Raw genomic sequence first — 24538 nt, forward strand, 5'->3', positions numbered from 1 at the left:
GCCGTCACATTCGCTGCGCGAATATAGCCCTGCCCACGCGCCGTGAAAGACCTGGCGTCCACGTCGATCACATCCGGAACACCCCGAAACGCGTGTCTTCAACCGGCGCATTCAACGCCGCCTCCAGCGACAATGACAGCACATCCCGCGATTTGCGCGGATCAATCACGCCGTCATCCCAAAGCCGTGCCGAGGCGTAAAGCGGATGCGACTGGGTCTCGAACATCTCTGTCGTGGGGCGTTTGAAATCGGCCTCTTCCTGATCCGACCACGTGCCGCCAGCCCGCTTGATCGCGTCGCGTTTGACCGTTGCCAAGACGCCTGCCGCCTGTGCGCCGCCCATCACCGAGATCCGGCTGTTCGGCCAGGTCCACAGAAAGCGCGGCTGGTAGGCGCGTCCGGCCATGCCGTAATTGCCTGCTCCGAAAGAGCCCCCCACCAGCATGGTGATCTTGGGCACGCTGGTGCAGGCCACCGCCGTGACCATCTTGGCCCCATGCCGCGCGATGCCCTCGTTCTCGTATTTACGCCCGACCATGAAGCCGGTGATGTTTTGCAGGAACACCAGGGGGATTTTCCGCTGCGAGCAGAGTTCGATGAAATGTGCGCCCTTCTGGGCGGCTTCGGAAAACAGCACGCCATTGTTGGCGACGATCCCGACCGGCCACCCATCGACATGGGCGAATCCGGTCACCAATGTGTCTCCGAAGCGCGGTTTGAACTCGTCGAAATAGGAGCCATCCACCAGCCGCGCGATCACCTCGCGGATATCGTAAGGCGTGCGCAGATCCCCCGGTACGACGCCGAAGATCTCGTCCGGGTCATAGGCCGGCGGTTCCGATGACTGGCGCAGGACCGGCAATCTCTGCGCGCCAAGGCTGCCGACCGCACGCCGCGCCAGCGCCAGCGCATGCGCGTCATCCTCGGCCAGATAATCCGCAACGCCTGACAGCCGCGTGTGCACGTCGCCGCCGCCCAGATCCTCGGCGGTGACAACCTCACCGGTCGCCGCTTTTACCAAAGGCGGTCCGGCCAGAAAGATCGTGCCTTGCTCTTTCACGATGATCGTCACGTCCGACATCGCAGGCACATAGGCGCCGCCCGCCGTGCAGGAACCCATGACGACGGCGATCTGCGCGATGCCCTTGGCCGACATGCGGGCCTGATTGTAGAAGATGCGCCCGAAATGGTCGCGATCGGGGAACACCTCATCCTGATTGGGCAGGTTCGCGCCGCCCGAATCCACGAGGTAGATGCAGGGCAGATGGTTTTCCTCGGCGATCTCCTGCGCGCGCAGGTGTTTCTTGACGGTCATCGGATAATAGGTGCCGCCCTTCACGGTGGCGTCGTTGCACACCACCATGACCTGACGGCCCTTCACCTTGCCGATGCCCGCGATCACACCCGCCGCCGGAGCGGCGCCGTCATACATGCCGTGCGCGGCCACCGCGCCGACTTCAAGGAACGGGCTGCCCGGATCGAGCAGGTTCGCCACCCGGTCACGCGGCAGCATCTTGCCGCGCGACACATGCCGTTCACGGGACCGCTCTCCGCCACCCAGGGCGGCAGTCTCGGCGGCGCTGCGGATTTCCGCCAGCGCCTCGCGATGTGCAGACTGGTTGGTCTTGAACTGTTCAGACGAGGGAATCGCCTGTGATTGCAGCTTCATGTCATTGTCCTCGCATATCGCGTAATTCGAGGGCACGCTGTGCCGTCATGGTCAGGTGGCAATTGGCCCCGACGATGGTGCGCAGCGTGCCGTCTTGCCAGATCGCATATCGTGCGCCGCAATCGGCGTCGCGGAACGCGATCCACGCCCGCTGCGCATCGCGCAGGGCGTCGGTGCGGACCATCCCCGCGATGACGCCCTGGCGATCCATGTCTGCCAATGCGGATTGCGTGGCCTTGTATTCCTCATTCAGGACCGCGTCCCATTCGACCGTCTCGGCCTGAATGCACTCGGAGATGCCGATTGTCGTCGATCCGCCCGGCAGCGCCTGACAGGCGGTCGCAGCCTGTCCCAGACAGGACGGATAAATCTCGCCCACCTCGGTGGCGGCGAAGCAGCCGCGCACATAGGTCCGGTCGACGCCAAGTTCCTGCGCCAGACCAAGTTGCGGACAGGCCAGAAGCGCAGCTGCAAACAGCACTTGTCTCATGGGTTTCCCTCCTCCGTCGCACGTCGCTTGAGTTCCTTGCGGATGACCTTGCCGGTCACGGTCATGGGCAATTCATCCAGAAACGTGATTTCCCTTGGGTAAGAATAGCTTGCCAGCCGTTCCTTGACCCAATCCTGAAGATCCCTTTCGGAAACGCTAATGCCGGATTTGCGCACCACATAGGCTTTGACGATCTCGGTGCGCATCGGATCGGGCTTGCCCACAACGCCACAGGTCGCGACCGCCGGGTGGGTCAGCAGGCAATCCTCGATCTCGGCCGGGCCGATGCGATAGCCCGATGACGTGATGACGTCATCCTCGCGCCCGACGAACCGCAGCGTATCGCCGTCCTTGGTCCCGCGGTCGCCGGTCAGCAGCCAGTCGCCGTTAAACTTGGCCGCCGTTTCCTCGGGCCTACGCCAGTATTCCAGGAACATCGACGCCGATCCGCGGCGCACGGCGATATCGCCCTCGCCGTCGCAGATGCGGCCATCGGGGTCGATGATCTCGACCTGATGGCCCGGCACCGCACGGCCCATCGCGCCCGGTACCGCGTCAAAGCTCGCACCGCAGGAGGACACGATCATGTTGCATTCGGTCTGTCCGTAGAATTCGTTGATCGCCACGCCGAACGCCTTGCGGCCCCAGTCCAGCATCTCGGCACCCAGCGGTTCGCCGCCACTGGCGATGGAGCGCAGGCCGTCAATACGCGCGTCTTGCGACTTCATCATCCGCAAAGCCGTGGGCGGGAAAAACACATTGCGCACAGAGCCTTGCGCGCAAATCCTCGCGCATTCCTCGACGGTGAACTTGGCCATCCGCGCCGCCACCACAGGCACACCAATCGCCAGCCCCGGCATCAGCACGTCAAACAGCCCGCCGATCCACGCCCAGTCAGCGGGTGTCCAGAGCACGTCCTCGGGCTGGCCCAGAAAATCATGGCTCATCTCGACCCCCGGCAAATGGCCGGTCAACACCCGATGGGCGTGCAGCGCGCCTTTTGGCGATCCGGTGGTGCCGCTGGTGTAGATCAGCACGGCGGCATCCTCGGGCGAGGTCTCGACGCCGGCATGGCTGGCCGAACCGGCGCCGATCAAATCGGTGCGGGTGATCGCCTTGACCCCGAACCCGGTCAGCGCGACCGCGCCTTCCAGATCCGTCACCACCACGCCCGCGCCGCTGTCCTCGATCCGTGATCGCAGGGCGTCGCGCTTGAAGAGCTTGAACAATGGCACCGAAATCGCGCCCATGCGCCAGATCGCGATATGGGCGGCGGCGGTCAGGGGTGACTGGCTGAGCAAAACGCCAACGCGGTCGCCCCGCATGACGCCGTATTTCAGCAACGTCGCCTCGACCCGCCGCGACATGTGCCACAATTGTTCATAAGTGACTTCGCGGCGATGGTCACCGGACAGATCAATCAGAGCGACCCGATCCGGCTCGGTCGCGGCCCAACCGTCACAAACCTGATGCGCCATGTTCAGCGTCGCGGGAAGATCCCAGTCGAACCGCTTGCGCAGGGTGTCGTAGGGCGCGGGGCGCAGCATCGGGCGAGTCGTCATATGGCCGGTCCTTGCGGCATCGAGACCGAGATCAGCCTGCCAAGGCGCGAGACGTGATAGGCGGTGTCGGCACAGCGCACGGTGATCCACGCACCGTCGACCTGCCCGGCAAGCCCCACGCAGTCGCTGGCGCGCGCATCCGGTCCGCCATCCTGGGTCGCGTAGCGGTGTGCCATTGCCTCAATCACATCGGTCTCCGTTATCGTGGCCGCAATCCAACCATAGCGAAACGCCATCAACGCGCCAAACACTGTTGCAAGGCCCAATGGAACGAACCAGAGCCAGCGCGGCACCGGCTCACCCCATCGCCGCCATCATCTCGCGTCCCACCAACATACGCCGGATTTCGGAGGTGCCCGCGCCAATCTCCATCAGCTTGGCGTCGCGGAACAGCCGCGCCACCGGAGCGTCGGCCAGGAAACCCGCGCCTCCCATCGCCTGCACCGCCTGATGTGCCTGCACCATCGCCTGTTCACTGGCATAAAGGCAGCACGCTGCCGCATCCTGACGGGTCACGTCGCCGCGGTCACACGCCTTGGCAACCTCGTAGACATAAGCACGGGCCGAATTCATCGCGGTGTACATATCGGCCATCTTGCCCTGCATCAGCTGGAAGCTGCCAATCGGCTGGCCGAATTGCTTGCGTTCGGCCATGTAGGGCATGATCTCGTCCAGACAGGCCGCCATGATGCCAAGGCCAATGCCCGCGAGCACGACGCGTTCGTAATCCAGACCGGACATCAGAACACGCACGCCCTTGCCTTCTTGGCCAAGGATATTGTCGAACGGCACTTCGACGCCGTCAAAGATCAGCTCGGCCGTGTTGGAGCCGCGCATCCCCAGTTTGTCGAAATGCGGGCTGGTGCTGAAACCCGACATGCCTTTTTCGATCAGGAACGCGGTGATTCCCTTGGACCCCGCGTCCGGGTCGGTCTTGGCATACACAACCAAGGTTTCGGCATCCGGGCCGTTGGTGATCCAGTACTTGTTGCCGCTCAGCCGATAATGATCGTTGCGCTTTTCCGCGCGCAGCTTCATCGAGACAACGTCCGATCCCGATCCGGGTTCGGACATCGCCAGAGCGCCAACATGCTTGCCGGAAATGAGGTCCGGCAGATATTTGTGCTTTTGCTCTTCCGTGCCGTTCAGCTTGATCTGGTTGACGCAGAGATTCGAATGCGCGCCGTAGCTCAAGGAAACGGAAGCCGAGGCACGCGCCACTTCCTCAACCGCGACGGTGTGGGCCAGATAGCTCATCCCGGCGCCGCCATATTCCTCGTCCACGGTGATTCCGTGCAGGCCCAATTCGCCCATTTCCGTCCATAATTCCGGCGGAAATTCGTTGGTTTCGTCAATTTTGGCCGCCATCGGTTTGACGCGGTCCTGCGCCCAGCGATGCACCATCTCGCGCAGCGCGTTGACGTCTTCACCCAAATCGAATTGCATGGTCGCGGTGAACATTCGCTTCTCCCCAGAGCGGATTTATTGAACGCTTGTTCAAATCTTAACGGCAACCAATCCCATCGGTCAAGCGTTGTCAGCAACAGCCGGCGATGGAATAAGCGTCGCACCGGACATTCAGAACATCAAAAAGGAACCGCCATGCGCATCGCCCTCATCGCCGCCCTTCTGGGTCTCGCCACGCCAACCGTTGCCAAGGAAGTGGGCGAAGTCGGTGTGGATTGGGTCGGCAACGACATCATCATCGAGGCGATCAACGATCCGGAAGTCCAGGGCGTGACCTGTCACATCGCCTACTTCGAACGTGGACTCATCGACCGACTCAGCAAGGGCAACTGGTTCGAGGATCCCTCGAACGCGTCGATCTCCTGCCGTCAGACCGGGCCGATCTCGATTGGCGATATCGATCTTGGCGAAAGCGGCGAGGAGGTCTTTCGCACATCGCGATCCATCATCCTGAAATCGCTGCGCATCAAGCGAATCTTCGATGAGGAAAACCAGACGTTGATCTACCTCGCCCATGCGGCCGAGTTGACTGACGGGTCGGCCAAGGTGTCGATGTCGACCGTGCCGCTTTATCAGGCGAAATGACCTAGCCCAGCAATTGCAGCGCAACCTCGGGCAATTCATCGAAATGCCCGATTATCGCTTCAGGCTCGAGCGCCGCCATATCGCCGCCGCCGGGGCCGAACCCGACCAGGACACACGGCACCTTCGCGGCGCGCGCGGTGTCGCGGTCGGTGACCGTGTCGCCGATCAGGCAACTGCGTGTCACCATCCCGCCGGCCCGCTCGACCGCCGCCACAAAGGGCGCGGCATCGGGTTTTCGCGTCGCCAGGGTGTCCGCCCCGACCAGAGAGCCGAACGCATCGCGCACGCCGAGCCGCGTCATCAACGTCTGGGCCAGACCTTCGGGCTTGTTGGTGCAGATACCGACGCACATTCCCGACGATTTCAGCGCCTCGACCGCCGCCATCGCGCCGGGATACATCACCGTATGCACATCCAGCGCCTCGCCATAGGCACCCAGCAATTCCGGATACCATTGCTCCACCAGATCGGCCGACATGCGACCCTCGCGTTCAAGCCCGAGCGTCAGCATCGCCTTGCCGCCCTTCAGCGCCGTTCCGGCGTCGCGAGATGGATCAAGCCGCGCTGTCACTCCCATGCGCTCGAAACAATGGTTCGCCGCGGCGATCAGATCGCCGCTGGTGTCAGCCAAGGTGCCATCAAGATCGAAAATCACCGTTCGCACTGCGTCTCTCCTGTCACAACCCGCAACCATGTGTGAAGCGGTGCGCCTTGCGGCATCGGTTCAGACCGATAAAAGGAGAGCAGGCAAAACACAAAGAGAAACGTACATGAGCACAGCCCTCGTCATTCTTGCGGCAGGCAAAGGCACCCGGATGGAATCGGACCTTCCCAAAGTCCTGCACAAGATCGGCGGTGCACCGCTCTTGCACCATGCGATGTTGTCGGCCTCGGCGCTGGAGCCCGAGCGCACGGTGGTGGTCACCGGCCACGGCGCTGAACTGGTGGAAGCAGCGGCGCGCGACTTTGACGGCGACGCGGTTGCGGTGCGGCAGGAAGAGCAGCTCGGCACCGGACACGCCGTAGCCCAGTCGCGCAATGCGTTGAGCGGGTTTGAGGGCGATATCATCGTGCTATACGGCGACACGCCGTTCATCAGCACGGAAACCCTCCGCACAATGCTGGACGCGCGCAACAACCACGACGTCGTCGTTCTGGGGTTCGAGGCACCCGATCCGGGCCTCTACGGCCGGTTGATCACGGACGGCAATTCATTGTTGCGCATCGTGGAATATAAGGACGTGACAGATGAAGAACGCGGCATAACGCTCTGTAATTCAGGCGTCATTTGCGCCGACGCCAAATGCCTCTTTGATCTGGTTGCCGCGATCGGAAATAAAAATGCGTCCAAGGAATACTACCTCACCGACATTGTTGAAATCGCGCGTCAACGCGGACTGACTGCCACAGCCGTCACCTGCGACGAAGCCGAGACCATCGGCATCAATTCCCGTATCGAACTGGCCGCGGCCGAAACCACGTTTCAAACCCGCAAGCGGCAGGAGTTGATAGCAAGTGGCGTGCAGATGCAGGCGCCCGACACGGTCTTCCTGTCCTACGACACCACAATCGGACGCGACGCCGAGATCGAGCCGAACGTGATCTTCGCCCCCGGAGTCACTGTCGAATCCGGCGCGCGCATCCGCGCCTTCAGCCACCTCGAAGGTGCCCATGTCAGCCGAGGTGCCACCGTCGGCCCCTTTGCCCGTCTGCGCCCCGGTGCGGAACTGGCCGAAGACGTGCATGTCGGCAATTTTGTCGAGATCAAGAACGCAGCCATCGACGAAGGCGCCAAGGTCAATCACCTGACCTATATTGGCGACGCCGACATCGGCGCGCGCAGCAACATCGGCGCAGGCACGATCACCTGCAACTATGACGGCGTGATGAAACACCGCACGACCATCGGGCGCGACGTGTTCATCGGATCAAACACCATGCTTGTCGCGCCCGTCACCATTGGCGACGAGGCCATGACCGCCACCGCCACGACCGTCACCAAAGACGTTCCCGACGGCGCAATGGCCATCGGGCGCACCGAACAGACCAACAAACCAGGCTTTGCGCGCAAGCTCTTCAGCCTCCTACGCGCCAAGAAACAGGCAAAGGGCTAGGCATATGTGCGGAATCGTCGGCGTTCTGGGGCAACACGAAGCCGCCCCGCTTCTGGTCGAGGCGCTCAAACGGCTTGAATATCGCGGCTATGACAGCGCCGGGATCGCGACTGTCAACGACGGCCACCTCGACCGCCGCCGCGCCGTGGGCAAGCTGGTCAACCTGTCCGACCTTCTGGTGCATGATCCGCTGCCCGGAAAATCCGGCATCGGCCACACCCGCTGGGCCACCCACGGCGCCCCGAACACCGCGAACGCCCACCCGCACAAATCCGGCCCTGTCGCAGTCGTTCACAACGGAATCATCGAGAATTTCAAAGACTTGCGCGCTGAACTTGCCACTCATGGCATCACCCCGCAGACCGATACCGACACCGAAACGATTGCCCTCCTGACGCACCATTACCTGCGCGAGGGACTGCCCCACATCGAGGCCGCGCGCACCTGCCTCAACCGTCTGGAAGGCGCCTTTGCACTGGCCTTCCTGTTCGAAGGACAGGACGACCTGATCGTCGCCGCCCGCCGTGGCAGCCCTTTGGCCATCGGGCACGGAACCGGCGAGATGTATGTCGGTTCGGACGCCATCGCGTTGGCTCCTTTGACCGGCACGATCACCTATCTCGAAGAAGGCGATTGCGCCGTCCTGACACGCCAGTCCGTTGAAATATATGACGATACCGGCGCCATCGTGTCGCGACCGCAAACCCATATCAACACCGATGCCACCCGTGTCGACAAAGCCGGCCACAAGCATTTCATGGCCAAGGAGATTGCCGAACAGCCCACCGTTCTGGCCGACGCCCTGCGTGCCTATCTGGACGGCAATACCATCCTGTTCCCTGACACGCTGCCCGATTTCACCAAGGTGCACCGCCTCACCATGGTGGCCTGTGGCACGGCCTATTACGCCTGTCTGACGGCCAAATACTGGTTCGAACAGATCGCGCGTTTGCCGGTCGAGGTCGATGTCGCCTCGGAATTCCGGTATCGCGAACCGCCCGTTACGGAGGGCACCGTCGCGGTGTTTGTCTCGCAATCCGGGGAAACGGCCGACACTTTGGCTGCGCTGCGTTATTGCAGAGGCAAGGCAGACACCATCCTGTCGGTGGTCAATGTTGATCAAAGTTCGATTGCCCGCGAGAGCGACGTGGCGCTTCCCATTCACGCCGGAGTCGAGATCGGTGTCGCGTCGACCAAAGCGTTCACATGTCAGCTCAACACGCTGCTTTTGCTCGCCTTACGGGCCGCTCAGCAGCGCGGTGAATTGAGCGCATCCGCACTTGCTGACCTGCTCGGCGACTTGCGCGCCTTGCCAGGTCTCTTCAACGCAACGCTGGACCGCGAACCCGCCTTGGCCGCCGCTGCACAACAGATCGCAGAGGCACGGGATGTCTTGTTCCTGGGCCGCGGCCTGATGTTCCCTCTTGCACTTGAGGGCGCATTGAAGCTGAAGGAAATCAGCTATATACACGCCGAAGCTTATGCATCAGGTGAACTCAAGCATGGCCCGATCGCGTTGATCGACAAAACAGTTCCCGTGGTCGTCATGGCGCCTCGCGATGCCTTGTTCGACAAGACAGTGTCCAACATGCACGAGGTCATGGCGCGCGGCGGGAAAGTCTGTCTGATCACCGATTCCGCTGGGGCGGACGCGGCAGGCGCGGACGTCTGGCAGAGCGTTGTGCTCCCCACCGTGAACCCCATCCTGTCGCCTTTGCTCTATGCCTTGCCCGCACAGTTGCTGGCCTATCACGCCGCCATCGCAAAAGGCACCGATGTTGACCAACCGCGCAACCTCGCGAAGTCCGTCACGGTTGAATAAATCCATCTAACCGCCCGAAAACACGTCCACATCCACCAATCCGGTCAAGGGAACACCGATCAGCCGCATTGCCGCAAGCGACATGCGGCTCCCTGCCGTTGGCGGCCCGTCAATTGGCAGCAAGTCCACCTGAGAGGCCTTGCCGGTCGCCGGATAGACCACCCGGCCCGACCCTTCGGACGATACCAGTGGCGTCTCGATCCAGAATCCGGGGCGCGCGGGATCGCCCAGAGACACCGTGGTCGATCCCAGCGCCCGCTCGCTGCTGGCCTTCGGCGCTGCGGCCGCGGCACGCTCCTGGGCTGTCGTGGTGTCAAATTCTTCGGCAGTCCGCGCCGATGACGGCGGTTTGCGCGCCGTCATCTCCGTCACCTCGGGGCGCTGTTGCGGACGGACCTGCCCGCTGTCGCCGGATGAGGGTGACAGTCCAACCTGGGCACACCCGGCCAACGTCATGCCAAGCCCCAGTAATCCAATCGCAATTCGCATATTCGCCTCCACCCGGTGAGCCCGTGTCATTTCGTCCTGCCATACTTGCCCAGCCACAAGCGAATGACTAGGGTCATTGGCATGACACCGCTAATTGACCCGTTCCAGCGCGCCATCGACTACTTGCGTGTTTCCGTCACCGACCGCTGCGATTTCCGCTGCGTCTATTGCATGTCGGAAAACATGACGTTTCTGCCCAAGAAAGAGCTTCTCACCCTCGAGGAACTCGATCGCATGTGCTCGACCTTCGTGCGACTGGGCGTCGAGAAACTGCGCATCACCGGCGGAGAGCCGCTGGTCCGGCGCGACATCATGACGTTTTTCCGCGCCATGACGCGCCATCTCGAGGCCGGCACCCTCAAGGAATTGACCCTGACGACAAACGGTTCACAACTGACGCGGTTTGCAGACCAACTGTCTGACGCAGGCGTGCGCCGCGTCAACATCTCGCTGGATACGCTGGACGAGGGCAAATTCGCCGACGTCACGCGCTGGGGACGCTTGCCGCAGGTGCTCAAGGGCATCGATGCGGCTCAAAATGCCGGATTGCGGGTCAAGATCAACGCGGTTGCGCTCAAAGGCTTCAACGAGGATGAACTGTTCACCCTCACTGAATGGTGCGCCGCGCGAGACATGGACCTGACGTTCATCGAAGTCATGCCGATGGGCGATATCGGCAACGAGGACCGGCTTGGCCAGTACTGGAAGCTCAGCGACTTGCGCGACGATCTGCGCGCGCGATATACCCTGACCGACCTGCCCGAGCGTACAGGCGGCCCGGCCCGGTATGTGCGGATTGAGGAAACCGGCCAGAAGATCGGCTTCATCACACCGCTGACGCATAATTTCTGCGAAAGCTGCAACCGCGTGCGCCTGACATGCACGGGCGAATTGTTCATGTGTCTTGGTCAAGAAGACAACGCCGACCTGCGCAGTGCGCTGCGCAACCATCCTGACAGCGACGCGCCGTTGGAAGCCGCAATTCGCGCCGCCATTGCGCTGAAACCCAAGGGGCACGATTTCGACTATTCGCGCCAGTCGGTGGATGGCCGCGTCTCTCGCCACATGAGCCACACTGGCGGCTGAGGTGTGCGCAACCAGGGGCTCCGCCCCTCGGCCAATGGCCTCACCCCGAGGTATTTTGGCCCGAAGAAACCCTTTGTTAAGCTTAACGTGCCAGCATGACCGGTGCGGTACAGGCCGAGGGGCCGATGGCCGTGCCCGAAGAAGCCTCTGGCACACACCAGCACGCTTCATGCCCGTCACGTCACTCGCGTGGCGGGCATTCCTTTAGATCACCCCGGTTTCTTTGGGCTGCAAATACCTCCGCCGGAGGCTCCGACATGTGCAAACCGCGCAAACCATCGGCAGGCCTCACACCCTCGACACCTGCCCGCCCCCGACCGGTGCGCGCACGCCCGTGGTGCCGGGGGCCGAGGTTGGCATGCCCCGCAGGACGCGCACCGCCAGATAGGCGAAGGCTTGCGCTTCCAGCATGTCGCCATCCAGACCGACGGCTTCGACAGGCTCCACCGCGCAATCGAGGGCGGTGGCCAGCATCGCCATCATCACCTGATTGTGCCGCCCGCCGCCGGTGACAAGCAAGCGCACAGGCGGCGTCGGGCAGTGCTCCATCCCCTGCATCACCGCCGCTGCGGCCATCGCTGTCATCGTCGCCGCGGCGTCTTCGTCGCTCAACTCGCGTACAAGATCCAGCATCAGGGAGAAATCGTTCCGATCCAGAGACTTCGGTGGTATCTTGCGGAAATAGCCCTCGTCCAGAAACAGTTCCAGCGCGCCGTCCACCACCTGCCCCCTGGCGGCCAATGCGCCGTCCTTGTCAAACGCAACACCGCGCCGTTGCATCATCAGGTCATTGATCGGCGCATTCGCCGGGCCCGTATCGAACGCCACCAGCGCGCCGGATGCGTCGGGGCTTGCGGAGGTCGGGTCAACCCAGGTCAGATTGCCGACGCCACCCAGATTGAGAAACGCCACCGGAGCGGTCGCGCGGATCCATTTTGCACAGGCCCAATGAAAAAACGGCGCAAGCGGTGCGCCCTGGCCGCCCATTTCGACATCCGAGGATCTGAAATCCCAGACCACCGTGCGCCCCAGCGCCTCGGCCAGTGCAGAGCCATCACCCGCCTGATGCGTGCCGCGGCCATCGGGATCATGCGCAAGGGTCTGGCCGTGGAAGCCCACGATCTCTGCGTCAAGACCGCCGAGCGCTTCGATATGGGCACGCAGAACGACGCGTGCGGCCGCAGCCACATCCTCATCCGGCCACTTTCCCAAGGCAGCGCGGATCACTGCCTGTTCCTCGCCTGAATATGCGCGATAGGCAGATGCGCCGAATTTCGAGATCGTCACCCCGTCGGTGAGCACGCAGGCTGCATCGACACCGTCCAAGGACGTGCCCGACATCGTTCCGACGGCCCAAACCGGCTCTGCGCCCAACTTGCCCTTCACCTTTTCACCTGCCCTGCTTATAGCTGCCTGCACATTCTATAACGAGGCAATGCGATGACCTACCATCCCAAATCGGACTTCATGGCGACCATGATGCAACGTGGCTTTTTGGCCGATTGCACCGATTATCAAGGGCTCGACGAGGCGTTGAGCGAGGGCATCGTGCCGACCTATATCGGCTATGACGCGACAGCCAAATCGCTGCATGTGGGCCATCTGCTCAACATCATGATGCTGCGCTGGCTGCAAAAGACCGGGCATAAGCCGATCACTCTGATGGGCGGCGGCACCACCAAGGTGGGCGACCCGAGTTTTCGCGCCGATGAACGCCCCTTGCTGACGCCGGAGCAGATCGACGCGAATATCGACGGCATGAAGCAGGTTTTTGCCAAGTACCTGACCTATGGCGACGGTCCGACCGACGCGCTGATGCTCAACAATGCCGAGTGGCTGGACGGGTTGAACTACCTCGATTTCCTGCGCGATATCGGGCGGCATTTCAGCGTCAACCGGATGCTGTCGTTTGAATCGGTGAAATCGCGACTGGATCGCGAACAGTCTCTGTCATTCCTTGAATTCAACTACATGATTTTGCAGGCCTATGATTTCCTTGAACTGAACCGCCGCTATGGCTGCCTGTTGCAGATGGGCGGATCGGATCAATGGGGCAATATCGTCAACGGCATCGACCTGACGCGCCGGGTGCTGGATCACGAGATCTACGGCCTGACCTCGCCGCTCCTCACCACCAGCGACGGGCGCAAGATGGGTAAATCGGCGGGCGGCGCGATCTGGCTCAATGCCGATATGCTGTCACCTTACGAATTCTGGCAATTCTGGCGCAACACCACCGATGCCGATGTGGGCCGGTTCCTCAAGCTCTACACAGAGTTGCCGATCGAGGACTGCGACCGGCTCGGCGCGCTGGCCGGATCGGAGATCAATGACGCCAAGATCATTCTTGCCAATGAGGTCACGACCCTCTGCCACGGGGCCGAAGCCGCCGCCGCCGCCGAAGCGACGGCACGCGAGGTGTTCGAGAAGGGCGGCGTTGGCGACGACCTGCCCACCGTCGCATTGGAGCGCTCTGAAATCGCGGAGGGCATTTCCGTGGTGCAATTGATCGTGCGAGCGGGGTTGGCGAAATCCGGCAAGGAGGCCAAGCGCCTGATCGCCGAAAACGGCGCGCGAATGGATGATGCGCCTCTTACGGATGCCGGATTGATGATCGACGCCGACGCTCTGTCGCGCCCGATCAAGCTCAGCGCCGGCAAGAAGCGCCACGCGCTGGTCAAACTGGGCTGAAAAAACGGCGCGGCCCGGGAAAGGCCGCGCCTGATTTCAGTCGGTCACGCTGACCGATGACATCACGTCCGGCTGGCCGATCACCGCACCGTTCTGGCCAGTGCCGCGTTTGATCGCATCGACCACATCCATGCCATCGGTGACTTCGCCGACAACGGTGTATTGGCCGTTGAGGAAATAGCCCTCGTCAAACATGATGAAGAACTGGGAATTCCCCGAATCGGGGTTTTGCGACCGCGCCATGCCGATGACGCCGCGATCAAACGCCAGATCGGAGAATTCCGCCGGCAGATCCGGCAAGTCGGATGCACCGCGTCCGGCCATCGCCATGTCACCGCCGTCGAGCTTGCCGAACTCCACATCGCCGGTTTGCGCCATGAAGCCGTCAATCACGCGGTGGAACACCACGCCGTCATAGGCGCCGTCCTTGGCCAGCGTGGTGATGCGTTCCACATGAGCCGGTGCCACATCTTCGAACAGATCGATGGTGACGGTGCCATTGGCCTCGCCGGACACCTCGATCTGCAAACCTGTTGCCAGCGCCGGAGACGCCAGGACACTCAAGACGATTGCCAGTTTACGCATCGGCAGCCACCTTGACCGAAATCATCCGGTCCGGGTTCGCGGGCGGCTCGCCGCGTGTCAGCGCGTCGACATGCTCCATGCCGGACACCACACGGCCATAGACTGTGTATTGGCCATTGAGGAAATTGTTGTCGGTGAAATTGATGAAGAACTGCGAGTTGGCAGAGTTCGGGTTTTGCGATCGCGCTGCGCCCAGGGTCCCGCGATCATGCGGCAGTTTGGAAAACTCGGCCGGCAAATCCGGCAGATCGGAGCCGCCTGTGCCCGCGCGGCGGATGTTGAAATTGTCCTCCATATCGCCATGCTCCACGTCGCCGGTCTGCGCCATGAACCCGTCGATCACCCGGTGAAAGGCCACGTTGTCATAGGCACCCGCGCGCGCCAGTTCCTTCATCCGCTCGGCGTGTTTCGGGGCCACATCGGGCAGCAACTCGATCGTCACGGTGCCGCCTTTCAGCTCCATCAGAATGGTGTTCTCGGGGTCTTTGATCTCGGCCATGCCGCACTCCTTTGCTTTAGAATTCTTGGCTCAAGACTTAAGCCGCGCTTGGCCGATTGCCAAGGACCGCATTGACCATTGCCGCGCGCGCCGCCATCACTTGTGCAAGTCAACCTGGAGGACATGATGGCCTGGAAAACGCTCGACGATATGGATCTGGACGGCAAACGCGTGCTCACGCGGGTCGACATCAACGTGCCGTTCGAGGATGGCCAAGTCACCGATGACACCCGCATCCAGCGCATCGTGCCGACGATCACCGACATCCTGGCCAAGGGCGGATCGCCGATCCTGCTGGCGCATTTTGGCCGCCCCAAGGGCAAACCGAACCCCGAGATGAGTTTGCGCCTTGTCCTTCCGGCGCTGGAAACTGCGCTTGGACGCGACGTGGTGTTCATGGAACGCCCGTCACGCGAAGAGATCGACGCCTTGCCGGGCGACGCGGTTGTCTTGATCGAGAACACCCGGTTCAGCCCGATGGAGGAAGCGAACGATCCGGAAATGGCACAATTCCTGGCCTCGCTGGTGGACGTGTTCTGCAATGACGCCTTCTCGGCTGCACACCGTGCACATGCCTCGACCACCGGCGTGGCCGAGCTTTTGCCGTCCTGTGCCGGTCGGCTGATGGCAGCCGAACTGCGCGCGCTGGAAGCGGCATTGGGAGATCCGAAGCGCCCCGTCGTCGCGGTTGTGGGGGGCGCAAAAGTGTCAACCAAACTCGATCTGCTGTCGAACCTGGTGGAAAAGGTCGACATTCTGGTGATCGGCGGCGGCATGGCCAATACGTTTCTGGCCGCGCAAGGCATATCGGTGGGCAAATCGCTTTGCGAACACGATCTGGCCGAAACCGCACGTGAGATTGCCGAGAAAGCCATGACCACGGGCTGCGAATTGCTGCTGCCGCGAGACGTCGTGGTGGCGCGCGAGTTCAAGGCGGGGGCCGACGCGGAGACCGTCAAGGTGGAGGATTGTCCTGACGATGCGATGATCCTGGATGCCGGCCCCGACAGCGTCGCGCATATCACTCAAGCCTTTGACCGCGCGAAAACGCTGATCTGGAACGGACCGTTGGGGGCGTTCGAAATTCCGCCATTCGATGCCGCCACCAATGCCGCCGCGGCCTATGCGGCTGGGCTCAGCCGGTCGGGCAAGCTGGTGTCGGTCGCCGGTGGGGGCGATACGGTTGCGGCGCTGAACAAGGCCGATGCCGCCGAGAGCTTCACCTATATCTCGACCGCAGGCGGGGCGTTCCTGGAATGGATGGAAGGCAAAACCCTGCCGGGCGTCGCCGCTTTGGGCTGATCCTTGCCAGCCGGGCGCGCCCTGAAAGCCACAGTCGGGGGCGGATTTGCGCAAGTCGGGAAAAACCGGCGGCAAGGGATTTCCAACGCCGAAGCGCTTGTGCCACTGTGATCGCACGCACCCGGCAAGAGGTGCGGTTCGAGGCATGACATGACACACACCCGCACCCGCCCGGCCCTTGGTGGCCTGATGTTTTTCGCAGGCGCATTTTGCGTCGGCGCCTATTTTCTGTTCGCCGCCGTTCAGGGCGATTACGGCGTCTTCCGGCGGGCCGAGATTGTCGTCGAAACGCGCCAGCTGACAGCCGAGCTGGCAGAGCTCCAGCGCGAAGTTGCGCGGATGGAAAACCTGACACGGCGTTTGTCGGATACCTATTTGGATCTCGATCTTCTCGACGAGCGCACGCGCGACATGTTGGGCATGGTGCGCGCGAACGAGATCGTTGTGCGCTGACGATAACGCCGGCGGTGTTTTCCGATCGTTCTGCGTGCTGACCTACATGAAAAGCGCCAGCAGCCCCAGAAACGGAATCGCCGCCATCAGGTCGCCCAGACCGGCGAGATCGTCGTCCCCCTCATCCTCTTCCTCATAGGCGTCCGCCTGCTCTGCGGCCAGAAACTCATCGTCGGACGGGGTGAATGGCACCGTCGGGAATTGCAGCTCGGTGTCCTCTGCTGCGCCGTCATCGGTAAACGGGTCGATCATCGGGTCCGGCAAGGCGTCGGGTGCCTCTTGGGAAATGACGTCTTGAAAATCGCGGGACGGCGTGAATCCGAACATCCGCACCTGCATGATTTCGCCTTGCGTCATTTGCACCGACAGCATCGTGCCATCCATGACCTCTGCCGGATCCAGCATGTCGACCACCGCGTCCGAACGCGTGTCGCCAATCGCATCACCCTCGGCCACACCCAGAACCGAGATTTCGACACGACCGGCATCGCTTGCCAGGCCCGAGAAATCGACGCTGGTATCGGCACCCTGTTCTCCGGTTGCCGCGACGTAGAACAAGAGCTCATCAGGCTCCCAAAACCCGTGCACCGAAACACCGTCGTCTTCGACCTCGGTATCGGCACCGGGTTCGGGCGTCAGATCAATCGCGGTCTTGCCCGGCAGCGCGTCCTGCATCATTGCGAACATCGCACCGCCCGGCGTCAGGTCGGCCTGCCCGTCATCAACGCTCAACGCATTGGGCGTATTCTGCACCAGCGGCCAGACATGCGCTTTTTCCACGTCGTAGCGCAGAAATTCCTCCATCACGTTGAGCATCTCGTGCGATTGATGCAGTCCGTAATCGGTGCTGCGATCCAGCGAATTCGTATTGCCGGCCGTGTTCCATTCTGTCACCGCGATGCGCGCGTCGGGAATGTCCTGCCCCCAGGTCTCGTCCGTGGTGTTCAGCATGAAGCTGCGCTGGCTCTCGGTGACCTGCCCGCGTGAATAGACATGCACGGCGACCTGATCGACGCTGCCCTGCTCTGCCTCGGTGTCGAATTCCGACAGGATCATCTCGTTTGCCACATGGGTCCAGTTGACCGCACCCGAGCCGAACAGGCTCTCCTCGCCCAAATCCAGGCCATAGCTGTCGTTGAGGTCGGCCAGAATATCCGCGCCTGCCATATCCTCATCGTACTGTCCCGAGAGGCGCGCGAAATTGAAGTTGGTGCCCGATTGAACGATGATATCGGCGTCGGAGTCATGCACGCTCAATTCGTCATCGACGATCAGTGCCATTTCCGATGCCAGCCGACCGTATTCGATCGACGTCATCTGGCCGCTGCCCCAGTATTCGTTGCCCAGTTCAAACGCGTCGATCTCGGCCTCGCCATGCACGCCGGTGACCACGTCGCGCACGAAACCGCGCAACGCGTCCTCGTCGATGGTGGCGAACCGGTCGCCGTTTTCGTCCGCCATGTCGGATAACAGGTTGCGCGTCGGGATCACGATGGTGACGGCCAGCCCTTCCTGTCCGGCATAAGACAATGCCTCGTCCAGCGGGATGAAATCCCGCACCTCGCCAGTATCGCGGTCGGTGACGCTGGTGGCGTTGGGATTGGTGATGTCGAAATAGCGTTCGGTCAAAGAGCCGCCGGGATAGCGGAACGACCCAACCCCCAATTCTTCGATCAGGCGATCGTAGTCGCCCCCCTGTTCGAGAGAGGAGCGCGTGGCGAGCACGTTTGCGCCGAAAAGCCCTTGCGAGGCTTCCGATCCCATGAATCCAAACGCGGCAATCTCTGGCATGAATGTGGTTCCCGAATGAGCAGCAGCCTTAATCTCTCCTCATTTATGCCACGATGTCTTACAAATACGTGAATCCTGCCCAAATTGAGCCACATTGTCCTCCTGTGATGGACAGTTCCATGCGCCAGAGTGCCATTGTTCTGCCTTAATTCGAACGCGACCTCCGGCAAGGCAGAATCAGGCCGTGCGGTTAACCAGCCCCTTGCAATGGGCCGAGCGAAGGTCGTAGGCTTGTAAAAATGGTTGAATATTAAACCATTTATCACAGGAGGCGCGTATGGCGGCACGCAAGACAACGGCCAAGGCGACGGATTTGCCAAACGTATCGGCGGACGAGTTAACCGCCTATTACCGCGACATGCTGTTGATCCGCCGGTTCGAGGAAAAGGCCGGACAATTATACGGCATGGGGCTGATCGGCGGCTTCTGTCACCTATACATCGGTCAGGAAGCGGTCGTCGTCGGGCTCGAGGCTGCGGCCGAAGAGGGCGACAAGCGCATCACCTCTTACCGCGATCACGGGCACATGCTGGCCTGTGGCATGGACCCGAACGGCGTCATGGCCGAACTCACCGGGCGCGAGGGCGGCTATTCCAAGGGCAAGGGTGGCTCCATGCACATGTTCTCCAAGGAGAAGGATTTCTACGGCGGCCACGGCATCGTCGGCGCGCAGGTGCCCATCGGGGCAGGATTGGCCTTTGCAGACAAATACAGGGGCACCGACCGGGTGACGTTCACCTATTTCGGCGACGGCGCGGCCAACCAGGGACAGGTTTACGAGACCTTCAACATGGCCGCGCTTTGGCAGCTTCCGGTGATTTTTGTCATCGAAAACAACCAGTACGCCATGGGCACGGCACAAAAACGCTCCACCTCGACGCCCGATCTGCACACCCGCGGAGAAGCCTTCGGCATCCTCGGCGAAGCGGTGGACGGCATGGATGTGCTGGCAGTCAAGGCGGCGGGCGACAAGGCCGTGGCACACTGCCGCTCCGGCAAGGGGCCCTATATCCTCGAAGTGAAAACCTACCGCTATCGCGGCCATTCCATGTCGGACCCCGCCAAGTACCGCACCCGCGAAGAGGTGCAGAAGATGCGCGAGGAACGCGACGCCATCGAACATGTCCGCGAGATGCTGCTCACCGGCAAACACGCGACCGAAGACGATCTCAAGGCCATCGACAAGGAGATCAAGTCCATCGTCAACGCCAGCGCCGATTTCGCCCGCGAAAGCCCGGAACCTTCGCTCGACGAGCTTTGGACAGACATCTACGCAGAGGAGGCGGTATGAGCAGAATGCGCTGCGCTGCGATAGCCGCAGTTACATCTGCCCTAGTTATTGGTACCGCGGCATACGCCGAAACTCCGGCAGACGTGCTCGAACGGCTCATCCCTCAAAGTGACGCGGGTGAAGATGTCCATTACTTTGTTCCTGACGTGGATTTAAAAGTCACAGGTTGCGAGCTGGCTTATATAACATTCGGCCGCGACGAAAATTTTGGTTTTGATTTTGCATCGGTGCAAACCGTCAATGCAGGCCACGTGCAGGTATCGCATGCGATGCTTGATTACTTTCAGGGTGATATAATCATGCCAATGCGCAGTGGGTTTAGAGTCATCGATGTGTCGACATACAGCAACGTATCTCCAAAGGCGCGAGAAAAGCTGGCAGCTATGTATAATATGCGATGCGAAGATACTGGCTGCATGCTCCGGCGCGAATACTCGACACTGAAAATGACGATCTACCCAGAACATCGAAAAGGCAAACCAGCGCCCCTAAACGATATTTTCGTCGCAATGAGTCAATTGGCCGAAACCTGCAGAGAGGATAGCTGATATGGCGACCGAAGTTCTCATGCCCGCCCTCTCACCCACCATGGAAGAAGGCACGCTGGCCAAATGGCTGGTCAAGGAAGGCGACACCGTTTCGGCGGGTGACATCATGGCCGAGATCGAAACCGACAAGGCGACGATGGAGTTCGAGGCGGTGGACGAAGGGATCATCGGCAAACTGCTGGTCGCCGAGGGGTCAGAGGCGGTGCGCGTCAACACGCCGATCGCGATCCTCGTGGATGAGGGCGAGAGCGTCGAGGATGCGGACGTCACCGGCCCGGCCCAGCAACCTGCCCCTGCGGACAAGGCACAAAGCTCCGAAGACCAGAAGGCGGCGGGCATGGATCACCCCGACCCTGCCCCGGCCATCGCGCGTGCAGAAGCACCCTGGCCCGACGGCACCAAGACCCGCGAAATGACCGTCCGCGAAGCCCTGCGCGACGCCATGGCCGAAGAGATGCGCCGCGATGAGGACGTGTTCCTCATGGGTGAGGAAGTCGGCGAATATCAGGGGGCCTACAAGATCAGCCAAGGCCTGCTGGACGAGTTCGGCGCGCGCCGGGTGATCGACACGCCGATCACTGAGCATGGCTTCACCGGCATCGCGGTGGGCGCGGCCTTTGGCGGCTTGCGCCCTATTGTCGAGTTCATGACGTTCAACTTCGCCATGCAGGCGATGGACCAGATCGTCAATTCCGCGGCAAAGACGCTCTACATGTCGGGCGGCCAAATGGGCGCGCCGATGGTATTTCGCGGCCCCAACGGCGCAGCGGCGCGTGTCGCGGCGCAGCATTCCCAGGATTACGCCGCGTGGTACAGCCACGTTCCGGGTTTGAAGGTGGTGATGCCCTACTCGGCCTCCGACGCCAAGGGGCTGTTGAAAACCGCGATCCGCGATCCCAATCCGGTGATCTTTCTGGAAAACGAGATCCTCTATGGCAAGACGTTCGAGGTGCCCGAAGGCGACGATTACACCGTTCCGTTCGGGCGTGCTCGCATCTGGCGCGAAGGCGCGGATGTTACCATCGTCAGCTTTGGAATCGGCATGACATATGCGCTACAAGCCGCTGAAATGCTTGCGAAAGACGGCATCGACGCGGAAGTCATCGACCTGCGCACCCTGCGCCCGATCGACTATGACACGGTGATTGCCAGCGTCCAGAAAACCAACCGCTGCATCACCGTCGAGGAAGGCTGGCCGGTCGGCGCCATCGGCAATCACCTGTCGGCCATCATCATGCAACGTGCATTCGATTATCTTGACGCGCCGGTTCTGAACCTGACGGGCAAGGACGTGCCCATGCCATACGCGGCCAACCTCGAGAAACTGGCTCTGGTCACGACCGACGAAGTGGTCGAGGCGGCAAAGCAGGTGTGCTACAAATGACGAGGTTCGCAACGTCCAAACAGCGCGATGCCGGACGCAATCCGCACGCGCCCGAAGTTCTCATCTTCCCGATCCGAGAGACCTGACATGCCCATCAACATCCTCATGCCCGCCCTCAGCCCGACGATGGAAGACGGCACTTTGGCCAAATGGCTGGTCAAAGAGGGTGACAGCGTGTCATCGGGCGACATTCTGGCCGAGATCGAAACCGACAAGGCGACAATGGAATTCGAGGCCGTGGATGACGGTGTGATCGGCAAGATCCTGATTGCCGAAGGCACCGAAGGCGTGAAGGTCAACGATCCGATCGCGGTCCTGCTCGAAGAGGGTGAAACGGCGGAGGATATCGATAGCGCCGCCCCTGCGCCCGCTGCTCCGGACTCGTCCCATGTCGCTCCGGCAGAGGCGTCCGAGGCCACGGCCCCCACCAAAGGCTACGGGCGTGGCGCTCCGCCGCAGACGCCACCTGAAGCGCCGAAGGATCGCATCTTTGCCTCTCCCCTTGCGCGCCGGATTGCCAAGGACAAAGGTCTCGACCTGAGCCAGATTGCCGGCTCCGGCCCGCGCGGACGGATCGTCAAGGCGGACGTTGAAAACGCCGTCCCGCAAGACAAGGCACCCACCGCCGCCCCTGCGATGTCCCCGGCCGCCCCTGCCGCTCCCAAGGCGCAACCTGTCGATGCATCCGCCATCGCGCGTATGTACGAGGGCCGCACTTACACAGAGGTTCCTCTCGACGGCATGCGCAAAACCATCGCCGCGCGGCTGACCGAGGCCAAGCAGACCATCCCGCATTTCTATCTGCGCCGATCGGTCAATCTTGACGCGCTTCTTTCGTTCCGCGCGCAGATCAACACCCAACTCGCCTCTCGTGACGTAAAGCTCAGCGTCAACGACTTTCTGATCAAAGCCTGCGCTCTGGCGCTGCAACAGGTTCCTGCCGCCAACGCGGTCTGGGCTGGCGATCGCATTCTGCAACTGGAGCCCTCCGACGTAGCGGTCGCAGTCGCCATCGAGGGCGGGCTGTTCACCCCGGTGCTCAAGGATGCACACCAGAAATCACTCTCGGCGCTGTCGGGCGAGATGAAAGACCTCGCGGCGCGCGCACGCGAACGCAAGCTGGCACCGCACGAATATCAGGGCGGCAGCTTCGCGATCTCCAACCTCGGCATGTTCGGAATCGAGAATTTCGACGCGGTGATCAATCCGCCGCACGGCGCGATCCTGGCTGTTGGCGCAGGAATCAAGAAACCTGTGGTCAACGACGACGGCGCTGTCGCGATTGCGACGATGATGTCGATGACGCTCTCGGTGGATCACCGCGTCATCGACGGCGCGCTCGGAGCGGAATTGCTGCAAGTCATTGTCGAAAATCTGGAAAACCCGATGGCCATGTTGGCCTAACCCGGCGTCTTCTCTGTCGAAACACGTCGGGGGAGTCGCGCGCGGCGCCCCCCAACCCTGTCCGCCTTATGCGCCGGAGCGCAAGATCTGATCCATGCTGATGGAGGGCTGATCGCACCCCGCCTCGCCGACGATCCGCGCCGGCACGCCTGCAACGGTCTTGCACGGCGGCACGTCCTCAAGCACGACAGACCCTGCCGCGACGCGCGAGCAATTGCCGACACGGATATTGCCAAGCACCTTGGCCCCCGCCCCGATCAGCACGCCGTCACCGATCTTGGGATGACGGTCTTCCTCTTCCTTGCCGGTCCCGCCGAGCGTTACGGAATGAAGCATGGAGACATTGTCACCAACAACGGCGGTCTCGCCAATCACGATGGAATGAGCGTGGTCGATCATGATCCCCTGACCGATCTTCGCCGCGGGATGGATGTCCACGCCGAACGTCTCGGAACAGCGCATTTGCACGAAATAGGCCAGATCACGTCGTCCTTGCCGCCACAGCCAGTTGCCAACGCGGTAGCATTGAATGGCCTGAAATCCCTTGAAAAAGAGCAACGGTTGCAAAAACCTGAGACAGGCTGGATCACGCTCGTACACCGCAGCGATATCAGCGCGCGCGGCCATGGCAAGCTCGGGGTCTGACGCAAACGCCTCGTCGCAAATCTCGCGCAGAATTTGCTCGGTCATCTCTCCGTTGGCCAGCTTGAGCGAAATCCGGTAGCTCAGGGCGCGATCAAGGCTTGGATGATGAAGCACAGAATAATGAATCATGCCGCCCAACAACGGCTCGTTCGCGACGGCTTCCTCCGCCTCTTTCACGATTCGCCCCCAAACCGGGTCGACAGATGCGAGCTTTGCGCGGGTTTCAGCCATTCCATGTCTCCTTTGACCCGAAGTGTATAACAGATAGGGTCGATGGGGAAAATGCAAAGCTCACGGGATCACGTCTATGAACGAGACCGAACGCGCAAGATTCCGCGCGGACATTTTGGCGCGGCTTGAAGACCTCGCCGCCGAAGACACGTTAGGGCGCGGCGCGCAATCGGTTGTGTCACTCGACCAACAGTCGGTCGGACGGCTGTCCCGGCAGGATGCATTGCTCAACCAGTCGATGGCAAAAGCCAGCCAATCGCGTCGGGACCGGTTGCGCACCGCACTTCACGCAGCCTTGGACCGCTTGAATCATGGCACATTCGGAGAATGCGAAGATTGCGGCGAGGAGATTGCGCACAAACGGCTGGAGCTCGATCCAACCGCGACCCGCTGCATTGAGTGTGCCTTCGGCTGAACAAGCCGATGTTGC

Annotated in this window: 24 protein-coding genes; 12 read left to right on the forward strand and 12 right to left on the reverse strand. The window is 61.6% G+C overall.

Annotated features, from left to right (window positions below; all coding sequences use genetic code 11):
• Positions 1-67 precede the first annotated feature (67 nt).
• The 5 genes from ACGKZZ_RS08545 to ACGKZZ_RS08565 are packed head-to-tail and all read right to left on the reverse strand — an operon-like array spanning position 68 to position 5182.
• Entirely contained in the window at positions 68-1669 is a 1602-nt protein-coding gene (locus ACGKZZ_RS08545) for a carboxyl transferase domain-containing protein (RefSeq protein WP_411223099.1), read from the reverse strand.
• A 1-nt stretch (position 1670) separates the two neighbouring features.
• On the reverse strand, positions 1671-2159 hold the full coding sequence (locus ACGKZZ_RS08550; RefSeq protein ID WP_411223100.1) for a lysozyme inhibitor LprI family protein: 489 nt from the start codon (positions 2157-2159) through the stop codon (positions 1671-1673).
• The gene (locus tag ACGKZZ_RS08555) at positions 2156-3721 is read right to left on the reverse strand and encodes an AMP-binding protein (RefSeq protein WP_411223101.1); all 1566 of its coding nucleotides are present in this window, start codon (positions 3719-3721) and stop codon (positions 2156-2158) included. The genes ACGKZZ_RS08550 and ACGKZZ_RS08555 overlap by 4 nt, the downstream gene beginning before the upstream one ends.
• Positions 3718-4014, reverse strand: coding sequence for a hypothetical protein (locus ACGKZZ_RS08560; RefSeq protein ID WP_411223102.1), 297 nt, complete (start codon positions 4012-4014; stop codon positions 3718-3720). Before ACGKZZ_RS08560 ends, ACGKZZ_RS08555 begins: the two co-directional genes overlap by 4 nt.
• Before the next feature lie 4 nt (positions 4015-4018).
• On the reverse strand, positions 4019-5182 hold the full coding sequence (locus ACGKZZ_RS08565; protein WP_411223103.1) for an isovaleryl-CoA dehydrogenase: 1164 nt from the start codon (positions 5180-5182) through the stop codon (positions 4019-4021).
• Between the two features lie 141 nt (positions 5183-5323).
• Here ACGKZZ_RS08565 and ACGKZZ_RS08570 point away from each other — a divergent pair, with 141 nt between their 5' ends.
• Positions 5324-5773: a CreA family protein gene (locus ACGKZZ_RS08570; protein ID WP_411223104.1), complete on the forward strand. Its 450-nt coding sequence runs from the start codon at positions 5324-5326 to the stop codon at positions 5771-5773.
• Position 5774: 1 nt separating this feature from the next.
• Here the strand turns inward: ACGKZZ_RS08570 and ACGKZZ_RS08575 are convergent, their stop codons facing one another.
• A complete protein-coding gene (locus tag ACGKZZ_RS08575) occupies positions 5775-6437 on the reverse strand; it encodes an HAD hydrolase-like protein (protein WP_411223105.1) in 663 nt (220 codons plus the stop codon).
• A gap of 106 nt (positions 6438-6543) precedes the next feature.
• Between ACGKZZ_RS08575 and glmU the strand changes: the two genes are divergently transcribed.
• Positions 6544-7887, forward strand: a complete 1344-nt coding sequence (gene glmU, locus ACGKZZ_RS08580) for a bifunctional UDP-N-acetylglucosamine diphosphorylase/glucosamine-1-phosphate N-acetyltransferase GlmU (RefSeq protein ID WP_411223106.1) — start codon at positions 6544-6546, stop codon at positions 7885-7887.
• Between the two features lie 4 nt (positions 7888-7891).
• Positions 7892-9709 carry a glutamine--fructose-6-phosphate transaminase (isomerizing) gene (gene glmS, locus ACGKZZ_RS08585; protein WP_411223107.1) on the forward strand — a complete coding sequence of 606 codons (1818 nt, stop codon included), beginning with the start codon at positions 7892-7894 and terminating at the stop codon, positions 9707-9709.
• A gap of 6 nt (positions 9710-9715) precedes the next feature.
• On the opposite strand, the gene ACGKZZ_RS08590 is transcribed toward glmS, so the two are convergent.
• Positions 9716-10198, reverse strand: a complete 483-nt coding sequence (locus tag ACGKZZ_RS08590) for a hypothetical protein (protein WP_411223108.1) — start codon at positions 10196-10198, stop codon at positions 9716-9718.
• 81 nt (positions 10199-10279) lie between these two features.
• Between ACGKZZ_RS08590 and moaA the strand changes: the two genes are divergently transcribed.
• Positions 10280-11284 carry a GTP 3',8-cyclase MoaA gene (gene moaA / locus ACGKZZ_RS08595; RefSeq protein ID WP_411223109.1) on the forward strand — a complete coding sequence of 335 codons (1005 nt, stop codon included), beginning with the start codon at positions 10280-10282 and terminating at the stop codon, positions 11282-11284.
• Positions 11285-11572: 288 nt separating this feature from the next.
• Here moaA and ACGKZZ_RS08600 read toward each other — a convergent pair whose 3' ends face one another.
• Positions 11573-12670 (reverse strand): anhydro-N-acetylmuramic acid kinase, encoded by a 1098-nt coding sequence (locus ACGKZZ_RS08600; RefSeq protein ID WP_411223110.1) that lies wholly within the window; start codon positions 12668-12670, stop codon positions 11573-11575.
• Positions 12671-12724: 54 nt separating this feature from the next.
• Here ACGKZZ_RS08600 and tyrS point away from each other — a divergent pair, with 54 nt between their 5' ends.
• Positions 12725-13975, forward strand: coding sequence for a tyrosine--tRNA ligase (tyrS, locus tag ACGKZZ_RS08605; protein ID WP_411223111.1), 1251 nt, complete (start codon positions 12725-12727; stop codon positions 13973-13975).
• Between the two features lie 36 nt (positions 13976-14011).
• On the opposite strand, the gene ACGKZZ_RS08610 is transcribed toward tyrS, so the two are convergent.
• Entirely contained in the window at positions 14012-14560 is a 549-nt protein-coding gene (locus ACGKZZ_RS08610) for a peptidylprolyl isomerase (protein WP_411223112.1), read from the reverse strand.
• Positions 14553-15059, reverse strand: a complete 507-nt coding sequence (locus ACGKZZ_RS08615; RefSeq protein WP_411223114.1) for a peptidylprolyl isomerase — start codon at positions 15057-15059, stop codon at positions 14553-14555. The genes ACGKZZ_RS08610 and ACGKZZ_RS08615 overlap by 8 nt, the downstream gene beginning before the upstream one ends.
• Before the next feature lie 126 nt (positions 15060-15185).
• On the opposite strand from ACGKZZ_RS08615, the gene ACGKZZ_RS08620 reads away from it, so the two are divergent.
• On the forward strand, positions 15186-16361 hold the full coding sequence (locus ACGKZZ_RS08620) for a phosphoglycerate kinase (RefSeq protein ID WP_411223165.1): 1176 nt from the start codon (positions 15186-15188) through the stop codon (positions 16359-16361).
• Between the two features lie 150 nt (positions 16362-16511).
• Positions 16512-16814: an FtsB family cell division protein gene (locus ACGKZZ_RS08625; RefSeq protein ID WP_411223115.1), complete on the forward strand. Its 303-nt coding sequence runs from the start codon at positions 16512-16514 to the stop codon at positions 16812-16814.
• A 42-nt stretch (positions 16815-16856) separates the two neighbouring features.
• Here ACGKZZ_RS08625 and ACGKZZ_RS08630 read toward each other — a convergent pair whose 3' ends face one another.
• Positions 16857-18605, reverse strand: coding sequence for a hypothetical protein (locus ACGKZZ_RS08630; protein WP_411223117.1), 1749 nt, complete (start codon positions 18603-18605; stop codon positions 16857-16859).
• 277 nt (positions 18606-18882) lie between these two features.
• Here ACGKZZ_RS08630 and pdhA point away from each other — a divergent pair, with 277 nt between their 5' ends.
• From pdhA to ACGKZZ_RS08650, 4 genes are all read left to right on the forward strand, one after another.
• On the forward strand, positions 18883-19896 hold the full coding sequence (gene pdhA / locus ACGKZZ_RS08635; RefSeq protein WP_411223119.1) for a pyruvate dehydrogenase (acetyl-transferring) E1 component subunit alpha: 1014 nt from the start codon (positions 18883-18885) through the stop codon (positions 19894-19896).
• A complete protein-coding gene (locus ACGKZZ_RS08640) occupies positions 19893-20444 on the forward strand; it encodes a hypothetical protein (protein ID WP_411223120.1) in 552 nt (183 codons plus the stop codon). Before pdhA ends, ACGKZZ_RS08640 begins: the two co-directional genes overlap by 4 nt.
• Position 20445: 1 nt before the next feature.
• Complete coding sequence (locus tag ACGKZZ_RS08645) at positions 20446-21828, forward strand: pyruvate dehydrogenase complex E1 component subunit beta (RefSeq protein ID WP_411223121.1); 1383 nt, start codon at positions 20446-20448, stop codon at positions 21826-21828.
• 87 nt (positions 21829-21915) lie between these two features.
• Positions 21916-23232 carry a pyruvate dehydrogenase complex dihydrolipoamide acetyltransferase gene (locus ACGKZZ_RS08650; RefSeq protein ID WP_411223122.1) on the forward strand — a complete coding sequence of 439 codons (1317 nt, stop codon included), beginning with the start codon at positions 21916-21918 and terminating at the stop codon, positions 23230-23232.
• A 66-nt stretch (positions 23233-23298) separates the two neighbouring features.
• On the opposite strand, the gene cysE is transcribed toward ACGKZZ_RS08650, so the two are convergent.
• Entirely contained in the window at positions 23299-24108 is an 810-nt protein-coding gene (cysE, locus tag ACGKZZ_RS08655) for a serine O-acetyltransferase (protein ID WP_411223124.1), read from the reverse strand.
• Positions 24109-24184: 76 nt separating this feature from the next.
• Between cysE and ACGKZZ_RS08660 the strand changes: the two genes are divergently transcribed.
• Positions 24185-24523 carry a TraR/DksA family transcriptional regulator gene (locus ACGKZZ_RS08660; RefSeq protein WP_411223125.1) on the forward strand — a complete coding sequence of 113 codons (339 nt, stop codon included), beginning with the start codon at positions 24185-24187 and terminating at the stop codon, positions 24521-24523.
• Positions 24524-24538: the final 15 nt, after the last annotated feature.

The sequence above is a fragment of the Marivita sp. S2033 genome, assembly GCF_046592965.1.
In the GTDB taxonomy this organism is placed as follows: Bacteria; Pseudomonadota; Alphaproteobacteria; order Rhodobacterales; family Rhodobacteraceae; genus Marivita.

What these genes read in the sequence shown, in the direction of transcription:
- ACGKZZ_RS08590 (WP_411223108.1), bottom strand. Translation starts at nt 10,198, where the DNA reads ATGCGAATTGCGATTGGATTACTGGGGCTTGGCATGACGTTGGCCGGG.
- glmU (WP_411223106.1), top strand. Translation starts at nt 6,544, where the DNA reads ATGAGCACAGCCCTCGTCATTCTTGCGGCAGGCAAAGGCACCCGGATG.
- ACGKZZ_RS08555 (WP_411223101.1), bottom strand. Translation starts at nt 3,721, where the DNA reads ATGACGACTCGCCCGATGCTGCGCCCCGCGCCCTACGACACCCTGCGC.
- ACGKZZ_RS08565 (WP_411223103.1), bottom strand. Translation starts at nt 5,182, where the DNA reads ATGTTCACCGCGACCATGCAATTCGATTTGGGTGAAGACGTCAACGCG.
- ACGKZZ_RS08625 (WP_411223115.1), top strand. Translation starts at nt 16,512, where the DNA reads ATGACACACACCCGCACCCGCCCGGCCCTTGGTGGCCTGATGTTTTTC.
- ACGKZZ_RS08620 (WP_411223165.1), top strand. Translation starts at nt 15,186, where the DNA reads ATGGCCTGGAAAACGCTCGACGATATGGATCTGGACGGCAAACGCGTG.
- cysE (WP_411223124.1), bottom strand. Translation starts at nt 24,108, where the DNA reads ATGGCTGAAACCCGCGCAAAGCTCGCATCTGTCGACCCGGTTTGGGGG.
- pdhA (WP_411223119.1), top strand. Translation starts at nt 18,883, where the DNA reads ATGGCGGCACGCAAGACAACGGCCAAGGCGACGGATTTGCCAAACGTA.
- ACGKZZ_RS08545 (WP_411223099.1), bottom strand. Translation starts at nt 1,669, where the DNA reads ATGAAGCTGCAATCACAGGCGATTCCCTCGTCTGAACAGTTCAAGACC.
- ACGKZZ_RS08650 (WP_411223122.1), top strand. Translation starts at nt 21,916, where the DNA reads ATGCCCATCAACATCCTCATGCCCGCCCTCAGCCCGACGATGGAAGAC.
- ACGKZZ_RS08550 (WP_411223100.1), bottom strand. Translation starts at nt 2,159, where the DNA reads ATGAGACAAGTGCTGTTTGCAGCTGCGCTTCTGGCCTGTCCGCAACTT.
- moaA (WP_411223109.1), top strand. Translation starts at nt 10,280, where the DNA reads ATGACACCGCTAATTGACCCGTTCCAGCGCGCCATCGACTACTTGCGT.
- ACGKZZ_RS08645 (WP_411223121.1), top strand. Translation starts at nt 20,446, where the DNA reads ATGGCGACCGAAGTTCTCATGCCCGCCCTCTCACCCACCATGGAAGAA.
- tyrS (WP_411223111.1), top strand. Translation starts at nt 12,725, where the DNA reads ATGACCTACCATCCCAAATCGGACTTCATGGCGACCATGATGCAACGT.
- ACGKZZ_RS08615 (WP_411223114.1), bottom strand. Translation starts at nt 15,059, where the DNA reads ATGGCCGAGATCAAAGACCCCGAGAACACCATTCTGATGGAGCTGAAA.
- ACGKZZ_RS08660 (WP_411223125.1), top strand. Translation starts at nt 24,185, where the DNA reads ATGAACGAGACCGAACGCGCAAGATTCCGCGCGGACATTTTGGCGCGG.
- ACGKZZ_RS08640 (WP_411223120.1), top strand. Translation starts at nt 19,893, where the DNA reads ATGAGCAGAATGCGCTGCGCTGCGATAGCCGCAGTTACATCTGCCCTA.
- ACGKZZ_RS08570 (WP_411223104.1), top strand. Translation starts at nt 5,324, where the DNA reads ATGCGCATCGCCCTCATCGCCGCCCTTCTGGGTCTCGCCACGCCAACC.
- ACGKZZ_RS08610 (WP_411223112.1), bottom strand. Translation starts at nt 14,560, where the DNA reads ATGCGTAAACTGGCAATCGTCTTGAGTGTCCTGGCGTCTCCGGCGCTG.
- glmS (WP_411223107.1), top strand. Translation starts at nt 7,892, where the DNA reads ATGTGCGGAATCGTCGGCGTTCTGGGGCAACACGAAGCCGCCCCGCTT.
- ACGKZZ_RS08630 (WP_411223117.1), bottom strand. Translation starts at nt 18,605, where the DNA reads ATGCCAGAGATTGCCGCGTTTGGATTCATGGGATCGGAAGCCTCGCAA.